Raw genomic sequence first — 10,630 nt, 5'->3', positions numbered from 1 at the left:
GGGCATGGCGCGCCATGACCCCGACGGGGTCATGGCTCAGGAGCCGAGCAGGTCGTTGACGCAGCGCACGGTCAGCGGGTGCCGCCAGCGGGGGTCGTCGGCCGGCGCCGTGGTGCGGGCGTGGAAGACGTGCTCCTCGCCGGGGAGCAGGGTGATCATCTGCTCGTCGACGTACGCGTCGTCGTCGAGCCGGTCCGCGTGCAGCACCACGTCGCGCAGGAAGGTGTGGGCCAGGACGCGGACATGGACGCCGTCCGGGGCCGCCCCGGTGGTGACGGAGAAGCGCGCGGCGGGCAGGCCGGCGGTGATGTCCTCCGCGGTGAGGGTCCGGTCGAGGACGTGCGCGCCGTCCCGGACCGTCACCACCAGCGCGGCGTCGCCGGCCGGCAGTTCGACCGGAAGGGAGGCGGTCGCGCCGACCGGCAGGGCCACCGGGTGGACGTCCTGGGAAAGCGGCTCGCCGGCCACCGTGTGGACCTGGACGGTGATCTCGGTCCGCCACGGGCCGTCGCCGTTGTTGGTGAGCCGCGCGAAGGGCCGGCGGCCGGTGGCCTGCGACACGGCCCCGTGCCGGGGCCGGTAGGCGGCGCGCAGCGCGTACCAGGCGAGCTTGCGGTGGCCGTCGCCGTCGACGGTCGCCCAGGATGCGGCCGGCCAGCAGTCGTTGAGCTGCCACAGTATGGTGCCGGAGCAGCGCGGCCACTGGCCGCGCAGGTGGTCGACGCCGAAGCGGACGGCCCGCGCCTGGTTGAGCTGGGCGAGGTAGATCCAGTCGGCCATCTCCTGCTCCGGGTCCGTGCGGCGCCCGCCGGGCAGGTGGGGCAGTACGCCGCGCCGCAGTTTGGCCACCCCGTTCTTGGCCTTCTGGTGCGCGTCCGCTACCGGTCCGGTCGGGGCCGGGGGACCGTCGTCGATCGCGCGCCGCACGGTGGGCCGGCAGGCCGGGCCCTGGAAGCCGAACTCGGCGACGAAGCGCGGCTGGTACTCGGCGTAGGCGGTCCAGTCGCGTTCGTTCCAGACGTCCCATATGTGGACCGGCCCGTGCAGCGGGTCGTTCGGGTGCAGGTCCGGTGAGCCGGAGTACGGGCTGCCGGGCCAGTACGGGCGGGTCGGGTCGAGTTCGGCCACGACCCCGGGCAGCAGGTCGGTGTAGTAGCCGAGCCCCCAGGACCGGTCGCCGACGATCTCGGGCCAGCCCCAGTCGCTGAACCCCCACAGGTTCTCGTTGTTGCCGTTCCACAGCACCAGACTGGGGTGCGGGGCGAGCCGGGTGACGTTGTCGCGGGCCTCCGCGAGCACCTCGCCGCGCAGCGGCTCCTCCTCGCTGTAGGTGGCGCAGGCGAACAGGAAGTCCTGCCACACCAGCAGGCCGCGCTCGTCGCACAGGTCGTAGAACTCGTCCTTCTCGTAGATGCCGCCGCCCCACACCCGTATCAGGTTGACGTTCGCCTCCACGGCGTGGCCGAGCGCGCTGGCGTAGTCGTCCCGGCCGAGGCGGGAGACGAAGCAGTCGTCGGGAATCCAGTTGACGCCACGGACGGGCACGTGGACGCCGTTGACCAGTATCTCGAACGGCGTTCCCGCGCGGTCCGGTGCGGTGTGCAGGGCGGTGGTGCGAAAGCCGATCCGGCGCGACCAGCGGTCGGCGGCACCCCGGCCGTCGGCCAGTTCCACCGTCAGGTCGTAGAGCGGCTGTTCACCCAGGCCCGTCGGCCACCACAGGCGTGCGTCGGGCACCTCGACGGTGAGTTCGGCGGTTCCGGCGCCGGCGGGGACCCGGCCGGTGGCGCGCTGACCGGCCACGGTCGCGGTCAGTACCAGTTCGTCCGCCGGGGCGTCGGGGGCGCGGCGGACGGCGACGTGCGCGGTGACCGTCGCGGGACCGTCCTGGCCGGGGCGTGCGACGGTGACGGCGGGCCGGACGGACTCCAGCCGCGCGCCGCTCCAGCTGAGCAGTTCGACCGGCTTCCAGATGCCCGCGGTGACCAGCGTCGGCCCCCAGTCCCAGCCGAAGTTGGCGGCCATCTTGCGGACGTGGTTGAAGGGCTCGTCGTAGGTGGTCGGCAGTTCGCCGGACTCGGCCCGGCGGGCGTCCGTGTAGGCGTACACCGAACTGATGCGCACCTGAAGGTCGTTGCCGGTCGGACGCACCAGCTCGGTGACATCGAAGGTGTGGGTGCGGTGCATGTTCGCGGTGCGGCCCACGACGTGCCCGTTCACGCTGACCTCGGCGACGGTGTCCAGGCCGTGGAAGACCAGCTCGCGCCGGGCCGCGCCCCCCGCGTCCGGAAGGTCGAACGAGGTGCTCCACGTCCAGTCGGAGCGGCCGATCCAGTGCTGTTCGGCCTCGTTCAGGCCGACGTACGGGTCGGCGAGCAGGCCCGCGGCGAGCAGGTCGGTGTGGACGCAGCCCGGGACGGTGGCGGGCACGGTGCGTCCGTGCAGGTCGGCGGGCGCGTCGGGGTGCGGGCCGCTGAGTGTGAGGCGCCACCCTGTGCCGAGGGTCGATGTGCTGGTCATGCGGTGCTCCTGGGATGGTCGGTGCGGGGCGGGCCTCAGCGCACCCGGTGTCCGGTGACGGCCGCCACGAAGGCGGCGTGCTCGGCGAGTTGGTGGTCGCCGCCACCCTCGTGGGCGGCGTACTCCCAGACCTGGATGTCCTTGTCGGCGCCGCCGGTGCGCTCGCCCCAGCGGTGGTAGGCGGCGAAGACGGTGGACGGCGGGCAGACCGGGTCCATCAGGGCGACGGAGAACCGCACCGGGGCGGTGGCACGGGCGGCGTGGTTGGCGCCGTCCAGGTAGGAGAGAGTGTCGAAGACCCGCTCGACGTCGGCGGGCCGGCCCTGGAGGTAGTCGGTGATCTCCCGGTAGGGGTGGGAGTCGGTGATCTGGGTGGCGCGCCGGAAGTGGCACAGGAACGGCACGTCGACGCAGGCCCCGGCCAGGCCGGGACGCAGCCCGGCGACGGCGATCGCGATCCCGCCTCCCTGGCTGCCGCCTACGACCGCGATCCGGTCGGCGTCCACCTCGTCCAGGGCGGCGACGGTGTCGACGGCCCGGACGGCGTCGGTGAACAGCCGCCGGTAGTAGTGGTACTCGGGCCCGGCCAGGCCCCTGGTGAGCACCCCGCCGGTCTGCGGGGCGAAGTCCCCGTCCGGGGTGTCGGCCGCGCCGTAGGAGCTGGACTGGCCGCGGCTGTCCATCAGCAGGTGGGCGTAGCCGAGCGAGGACCACAGGGTCGGGCGCAGGGCGGAGCCCCGGGCACAGCCGTAGCCGAGGTACTCCACGACGGCCGGCAGCGGCCGCCGCACCCCACGCGGCAGCCGGAGCCAGGCGCGGACGGGCTGGCCGGCGAAGCCGGATAAGCTGACGTCGTAGGTGTCGACATGGATCAGGCCGTTGTCGACCTGCCGCAGCACGGGCGGAGCGGCCGCGGCACGGGACTCCGCCAGCGTTCTCGTCCAGAAGGCGTCGAAGTCCTCGGGCTCGGCGCCGTCGAAGCGGTAGGCGTGCAGGTCTGCCAGGGGAAGGTCGGTGAACACGGGGACCTCGGGGGATGCTGGGCCGCGAAGGCGGGGAAGCCCGCGGCCGGGCACCCGTGGCGTCGGCGACGGGCAGCCCGGGTGCGGGCCTGCGGGTTGCGGTGAAGTGCGCTTCACCGTAGTGGGGGGGCCGGGCACGGCAGGAGACGCGGAACCCGACTGCGCACGGTCGTCCATGTTCCGCAGCCGCGGTGCGCCGCCTGGGACGGGCCGGTCACGGCCGTCCATACGACGGGCATCCCGGGCCATGTCGGCCGGGCCGGCCCGTTCCTACGCTGCGGGTTCCGGCGACCCGGGAGACGGGCACCGCCGGACCGCCGGCACCACGCATACGGAGGCGCAGATGCTCATCGGCCCGCTCAGAAGACCGGCACCGCACCCCCGGGCCGAGGCCCCGCCCCGGCGCCGCCGGACCGGAACCTCGGCGGCCGCCGTGTTCGGCATGCTCCTCGCGCTCGGGGTCCCGGCCCTCCCCGCGCGGTTCGCCGCGGCGGCGGACCGTCAGTACGACGCGCGCTGCACCGGCGCCGGGGCCGCGGACTACCGGTGGCAGCCGCTGCGGATCGGCGGCGGCGGCTTCGTCACCGGCCTGGTGGTCCACCCCCGCACGCCCGGTGTCGTCTACGGCCGGGAGGACGTCGGTGGGCTGGTCCGCTGGGACGAGGCGACCGGCAGCTGGACGCAGCTGCTGCGCGCCGGCCGAGTGCCGGACCCGAGGGCTGCCGACTACGGCGTGGAGAGCGTGGCCGTGGCAGCGAGCGCGGACCGGGTGGTCTACGCGGCCGTCGGTGACGGCGGCCCGGACGGGAGGGTGCTGGCCAGCCGGGACCGCGGCGCCCACTGGAGCGACGGCGGGCAGCGCTGGCTGGTCGAGGGCAACAACGACTACCGCACCGGCCCCGAGCGCCTCGCGGTCGACCCGGCCGACGCGCGGACGGTGTACTTCGGCACCCGCACCCAAGGTCTGTACGTCTCCACCGACGCGGCCCGGCACTGGAGGCGGGTGGCGCCCGCCCAGCTCCCGGCCGGCACCGGCGGCACCGGCGTCGTCTCGGTGCTCTTCGATCCGTCCGGCGGGAGGGCGCACGGCCGCACCCGTGGCATCTGGGCGACGGTCGCCGGTGCGGGCGTCTACCACTCCACCGACGCCGGCCGCGGCTGGCGGCTGGTGTACCCGGAGACCGCCCGCACCCCGACCGACGCCAAGATCGCCGATGACGGCACCCTGCTGGTGGCGTTCGGCCCCGGCGGCGGCGCTGCCTCCTCGATCCGCCGGTTCACGGCAGCCGACCCGGCCGGGCACGACCTGACCACGCCGCTCGCGCGGGGAGGCTCCTGGTTCGTGGCCGTCGAGCCCGGCGACTCCACCAGACTGCTGGCCGCCGACGACGCCGTCCGAGCCGGGCACCTGTTCCGCTCCGTCGACGGCGGCGCGAGCTGGCAGCCACTCGGTCTCACCCTCGACTACCCGGACGCGTCCTGGCCCAAGGACACCACCGAGAGCGGCTGGCTCTCCACCGGCACGCTGGTGTTCGACCCGACCGCGCCCGGCCGGGTCTGGTTCCCGCAGGGCATCGGGGTATGGCGCGCCGACGACGCCTTCTCCGCCGAGCCCGTCCTGCACTGGCGGTTCGTCTCCGCCGGCATCGAGGAGATGGTGACCTACGACCTGGTCGCGCCGCCCGGCGGCGACCCGGTCAGCGCCGTCGCCGACCGCAACGGCTTCCGGCACACCGACCCCGGCGCGTACCCGACCGCCCCGATCCTCACCGACCAGTTCTCGGCGGGCACCAGCCTCGCCTACGCCGGCCTGAACCCCCGGTACGTCGTCGCCGTCTCCAGCGACACCCGGGCCCAGTACGCGCCGCTGGACGCCGGCTGGACCAGTGATCCGGCGTCCGGCTACTCCACCGACGGCGGTGCCACCTGGACCCGCTTCGGCGGACCGAAGTCCGAGATCACCCGCCGCTACGGCGGCAACATCGCGGTCTCCGCCGACGCCTCGTCGATCGTCTGGATGCCCACCGTCCCCGCTGACTACGCCGCCGACCCGGCCAACGCCGGGCGGCCGGGGGAACAGGCCCGGCCGCTGAACGTCCCCTACGTCAGCCGCGACAACGGGCGGACCTGGACCGCCGGCACCGGCGTCGACCCCGGCCCCGGCATCCACGACATGATCTGGTGGGGAGCCAAGCGGGCGCTCACCGCGGACCTGGCCGCCCGCGGCACCTTCTACCTCGCCACCACCCGCGGCGACGGCGAGTTCTTCCGCTCCACCGACGGCGGCTCGACCTGGGCCCGCGCCACCGGGACGCCCCCGTCCACCGCCGGGACCGACGCGCACGTCTTCGGCCAGGTCCACGCGGTGCCCGGCCGCGCCGGGAACGTCTGGGAGAGCACCGCGCAGGGCGGCCTCTGGTACACCCTCGACGGGGGCGGCTCCTGGACCCGCGCCGCCGGGGTGCGGCAGGCCCGGTCGTTCGGCTTCGGCCGGGCCGAGACCCCCGGCGGCTACCCGACGGTCTTCGCGTACGCGGAGGTCGGCGGCGTGTGGGGTGTGTGGAGCTCCACCGACCGCGGTGCGACCTGGACCCTGACCGCCCGTCACCCGGCCTGCTACTACACCGGCGTGAACGTCGTCACCGGCGACATGGACGCCCCCGGCCGGGTGTACGTCGGCTTCACCGGCAACGGCTTCGTCCAGGGCGACCCGGCCCGCTCCCGCCACCGAACGCCCCACCCGTGACGGTCGTCCATGACCCGGTGCCCATCCGTCATGGACGACCACCCGCCGGAGCGCCCAGGCTGGGCGAGCGCGGCCCGACGACGGGCCGCGGGACGGAGCGGCGGGTGGACGGGTCCGGGCAGCGGCTCCGGCTGGTGGTGCGGGTGGACGACGCCGGGCTGAGCGAGGGCGTGAACCGGGCCGTCGTCGAGGCCCTGCGCGGCCCGGCGGCCCGCAGTGTCTCGCTGATGGTCCCGGGACCGGCCGCCGCCCACGCCGCCGCCCTGATCGCCCCGCTGCCCGGCGTCGTCCACGGCCTGCACATCACCCTGACCAGTGAATGGGAACGGCCGCGCTGGCGTCCGGTACTCCCGGCCCGCGCCGTCCCCTCCCTGCTGGACCGCGACGGCTTCCTGCCGCGCACCGCGGACGAGTTGCACGCGCGCGGCGGCGTCGACCCGCGCGAGGCCGCCGCCGAGATCACCGCCCAGCTCGACCGGGCACGCGAGTGGGGCCTGCGAGTGCGCTACGTCGACGAGCACATGGGCGTCGGCTGGGTCGCGGGCGCGGGCGAGGCCGTCCGCGCGGTGGCCGCCGCGCAGGGCCTGATCGACGCTGACCGTCTGGCCCCCGCGCTCCCCGTTCCCACCGGCGCCGACCTGCGGACCGTGCTCCGGCGGACACGGCCCGGTCCCCATGTGCTGATCACCCACCCCGGCCACGACGACACCGCCCTGCGGGCCCTGCGCGGCACCGGCTTCCCGGCAGGCGGCGTCGGCACCGCCCGCGACGCCGACCGCCGCCTGCTCACCGATCGCGCGCTGTGGTCCGCCGTACGCGCGGACGGCACCGAACTCACCGACTACGCAGCCCTGTTCCGGCCGTAGGACACCGTCCCGGCCAGGCAGACCACAGGGGAGTACGCGCCCCGCCCGCCGACCCCTCCGCCTCCCGCGACCGACCGAGGAAACCCGTGTCCCACACCCCCGCACCCACCCGCTACGACTCCATGCCCTACCGCCGCGCCGGACGCAGCGGCCTGCTGCTGCCCGCCGTCTCGCTCGGCCTCTGGCACAACTTCGGCGCGGAAACCCGCTTCGAGACCCGACGCTCCGTGATCCGGCGAGCCTTCGACCTCGGCATCACGCACTTCGACCTCGCCGACAACTACGGGCCGCCCGCCGGCGCCGCCGAGGAGACCCTCGGCCGGCTCCTCGCCGGCGACCTGCGCCACCACCGCGACGAACTCCTCGTCTCCACCAAGGCCGGCTACCACATGTGGCCCGGCCCGTACGGCGAGTGGGGTTCGCGCAAGCACCTGCTCACCGGCCTCGACCAGAGCCTGCGCCGCCTGGGGACCGACCGGGTCGACGTGTTCTACTCGCACCGGCCGGACCCGGACACCCCGGTCGAGGAGACCATGGGCGCCCTGGCCACGGCCGTCCAGCAGGGCAAGGCCCTGTACGTCGGCATCTCCAGCTACTCGCCCGAGCAGACCCGGCGGGCCGCTCGGGCACTGGCCGGCCTCGGCGTGCCGCTGCTGCTCCACCAGCCCTCGTACTCGATCTTCGACCAGTGGGCGGCGGACGGACTGCTCGACACCCTGGACGAGCTGGGCGTCGGCTCGGTCGCGTTCTCCCCGCTCGCCCAGGGCCTGCTGACGGACCGCTACCTGACGGGTGTCCCGACCGGCTCCCGGGCCGCGGGCCCCAGCCCCTTCCTGTCCGGGTCGAACATCAAGGACGAGACCCGGGCCAGGATCGGTGCGCTCGACGAGATCGCCCGCTCCCGGGGCCAGAGCCTCGCCCAGATGGCCATCGCCTGGGTGCTGCGCGAAGCCCGCGTCACCTCCGCGCTGGTCGGCGCGAGCAGCGTCACCCAGCTGGAGGACAACGTCGCTGCGGTCCGCAACCTGGCCTTCACCGAGGAGGAGCTGGCCGCCATCGCCGTGCACGCGAACCCTCCGTCCCAGTGATCCGTCACGGGTGCGGTCTGCGGGAACGATCGGTGACGATCTGCCATGCTGCCCGGCCGAGCGGCGTGCCTAGGCTCGGGGCGTCGATCAGCGAGGAGACCCTCATGACCGTGGTCCGCCACGACCCGGCCGCGCGCCTGTGGACGCTCACCACCCCGAACAGCGCCTACGTCGTCCGGCTGGACGGCCACGGCCGGCTGCGGCACCTGCACTGGGGCGCCCGGCTCACCCCCGAGCAGGCCGCCGCCCTGCCGTACGTCCTGGACGTCGCCACCAACTTCGACGGTGAACTCGCCGAGGAGTACCCGGGGGAGGGCGGTGCTCGCTTCGGCACCCCCGCGCTGCGGGTGGTGCACCCCGACGGCAGCCGCAGCACCGAGTGGCTGCCCGACGGCCACCGCCTCGACGACGGCCTGCTCGTCCTCTCCTTCCGCGAGCGGCTCGTGCCGCTGGAACTCGACCTCTGCTACCGCGTCCACCCGGACAGCGACGCCATCGACCGCTGGGCGGAGCTGCGGCACACCGGCGCGGACGGACAGCCCGTGCGGATCGGCCGGCTGGCCGCCGCGCGCTGGACGGTCCCGCTGCGCGCCGACTACCGGCTCGGGCACGTCACCGGCGGCTGGAGCGCGGAGCACCGGCTCGTCCGCGAGCCGCTGGCCCGCGCCGAGACGGTCCTCACCAGCCGTCGCGGCATCACCGGGCACCAGGCCAACCCGTGGGTCGCCCTCGATGCCGGGGACGCCGGCGAGGAGCACGGCGAGGTGTGGACCAGCGCACTGGCCTGGAGCGGCAGTTGGCGTATCACCGTGGAGCGCACCGTGCACGGCCTGGTGGCCGCCACCCACGAGGCCGGCCACGAGGGCCCCGAGGTCGTCCTCGGCCCCGGCGAGTACTGGCGCACGCCCCTGACCACCGGCCTCTACTCGCCGCAGGGCTTCGGCGGCGCCAGCCGCGCCTGGCACGCCCACGTCCGCGCCCACGTCCTGCCCCGGCCCGAGGAGTCGCGGCCGGTGCTGTACAACTCCTGGGAGGCCACCGGCTTCGATGTCGGCCTGGCCGGGCAGCTGGACCTCGCCCGCCGCGCCGCCGCGCTCGGCGCCGAGCTGTTCGTCATGGACGACGGCTGGTTCGGCGCCCGCGAGGACGACACGGCCGGACTCGGCGACTGGACTCCCGCCCCCGACCGGTTCCCCGGCGGCCTCGCCCCGCTCGCCGCCGAGGTGCGCCGCCTCGGCATGCGCTTCGGCCTGTGGGTGGAGCCGGAGATGGTCAACCCCGACAGCGACCTGTACCGCGCGCACCCCGACTGGGTGCTGCACGAGACCGGCCGCCCGCGTACCGAGCTGCGCAACCAGCTGGTCCTCGACTTCGGCCGCCCCGAGGTCGCCGCCTGGGCCCACGCCTGGCTGGACGGCCTGGTCCGCGAGCACGGCGTCGACCACCTCAAGTGGGACATGAACCGGGTCCTCACCGAGGCCGGACGCCCCGGCGACCCGGACGCCGACCGGCTCTGGCACGGCCACGTCCGGGCCGTCCACGCCCTGATGGACCGGCTGCGCGCCGACCACCCCGGCCTGCGCGTCGAGGCGTGCTCCGGCGGCGGCGGCCGCACCGACCTGGCGATGCTGGCCCGCACCGACCAGGTGTGGACCTCCGACAACACCGACGCCCTCGACCGGATCGCCATCCAGCACGGCTACGGCCAGCTCTACCCGCCCGGCACCATGGGCGCCTGGGTCACCGACAGCCCCAACCCGCTGACCGGCCGCCGCCTGCCGCTGGAGTTCCGCTTCCACATCGCGATGTGCGGCGCGCTCGGCATCGGCGGCGACCTCACCCGCTGGAACGAGGACGAACTCGCCGCGGCCGCCGAGCTGGTGGCCCGGTACAAGCGGGTCCGTCCGACCGTCCAGCACGGACGCCTGTACCGGCTGCGCGACGCCGTCCAGTACGTCCACGGCGACGAGGTCGTCCTGATCGCCTGGCGGCTCGCCGAACCGCACGGCGCCCCCGCCGTCCCGCTGCGGATGACCGGACTCGACCCCGCCGCGCGCTACGTCGACCAGGACACCGGCGAGGAGCACCACGGCGCGGTGCTGACCGTCCGCGGTCTCACCACCGGACTCACCCGCGACCACAGCAGCCGCCTGCTGCACCTGCGCCGCCAGGACTGAACCCCGAGGACCGCCACCGGAGCACACCGGCCCCGACCGCCGCGCCCTGGCGGTCCCGCACATCCCGATCCCTCACACCACGCAGTACGGAGGACCCGAATGTCCGCTCGCCCCCGGGTAGGAATCGTCGGCACCGGGTTCATGGGCGGCGTGCACGCCCGCGCCGTCACCGCCGTCGGCGGCCGGGTCGCCGCCGTCCTGGGTTCCAGCC

Annotated in this window: 6 protein-coding genes; 4 read left to right on the top strand and 2 right to left on the bottom strand. The window is 74.9% G+C overall.

Going from position 1 to position 10,630, the window contains the following annotated elements:
- Positions 1-36 precede the first annotated feature (36 nt).
- Both ACFWN1_RS28130 and ACFWN1_RS28125 read right to left on the bottom strand, forming a co-directional pair.
- Entirely contained in the window at positions 37-2,520 is a 2,484-nt protein-coding gene (locus ACFWN1_RS28130) for a glycoside hydrolase family 2 protein (protein WP_384367764.1), read from the bottom strand.
- Between the two features lie 35 nt (positions 2,521-2,555).
- A complete protein-coding gene (locus ACFWN1_RS28125) occupies positions 2,556-3,542 on the bottom strand; it encodes an acetylxylan esterase (RefSeq protein WP_384367761.1) in 987 nt (328 codons plus the stop codon).
- Between the two features lie 343 nt (positions 3,543-3,885).
- Between ACFWN1_RS28125 and ACFWN1_RS28120 the strand changes: the two genes are divergently transcribed.
- The 4 genes from ACFWN1_RS28120 (at position 3,886) to ACFWN1_RS28105 (ending at position 10,419) form a co-directional block, all read left to right on the top strand.
- On the top strand, positions 3,886-6,288 hold the full coding sequence (locus ACFWN1_RS28120; RefSeq protein ID WP_384367758.1) for a hypothetical protein: 2,403 nt from the start codon (positions 3,886-3,888) through the stop codon (positions 6,286-6,288).
- Positions 6,289-6,392: 104 nt separating this feature from the next.
- Positions 6,393-7,154: a ChbG/HpnK family deacetylase gene (locus tag ACFWN1_RS28115; protein WP_384367755.1), complete on the top strand. Its 762-nt coding sequence runs from the start codon at positions 6,393-6,395 to the stop codon at positions 7,152-7,154.
- Between the two features lie 122 nt (positions 7,155-7,276).
- A complete protein-coding gene (locus ACFWN1_RS28110) occupies positions 7,277-8,242 on the top strand; it encodes an aldo/keto reductase (protein ID WP_384367767.1) in 966 nt (321 codons plus the stop codon).
- 104 nt (positions 8,243-8,346) lie between these two features.
- A complete protein-coding gene (locus tag ACFWN1_RS28105) occupies positions 8,347-10,419 on the top strand; it encodes an alpha-galactosidase (protein ID WP_384367752.1) in 2,073 nt (690 codons plus the stop codon).
- Positions 10,420-10,630: the final 211 nt, after the last annotated feature.

The sequence above is a fragment of the Streptomyces sp. NPDC058459 genome, assembly GCF_042721685.1.
GTDB lineage: Bacteria > Actinomycetota > Actinomycetes > Streptomycetales > Streptomycetaceae > Streptomyces.
The sequence above is the reverse complement of the archived record's forward strand: the minus strand, read 5'-3'. Positions and strand labels throughout refer to the sequence as shown.

Bases quoted from the DNA above. Each gene is read 5' to 3' on its own strand.
- ACFWN1_RS28130 (WP_384367764.1), bottom strand. From the start codon at position 2,520: ATGACCAGCACATCGACCCTCGGCACAGGGTGGCGCCTCACACTCAGC.
- ACFWN1_RS28120 (WP_384367758.1), top strand. From the start codon at position 3,886: ATGCTCATCGGCCCGCTCAGAAGACCGGCACCGCACCCCCGGGCCGAG.
- ACFWN1_RS28110 (WP_384367767.1), top strand. From the start codon at position 7,277: ATGCCCTACCGCCGCGCCGGACGCAGCGGCCTGCTGCTGCCCGCCGTC.
- ACFWN1_RS28105 (WP_384367752.1), top strand. From the start codon at position 8,347: ATGACCGTGGTCCGCCACGACCCGGCCGCGCGCCTGTGGACGCTCACC.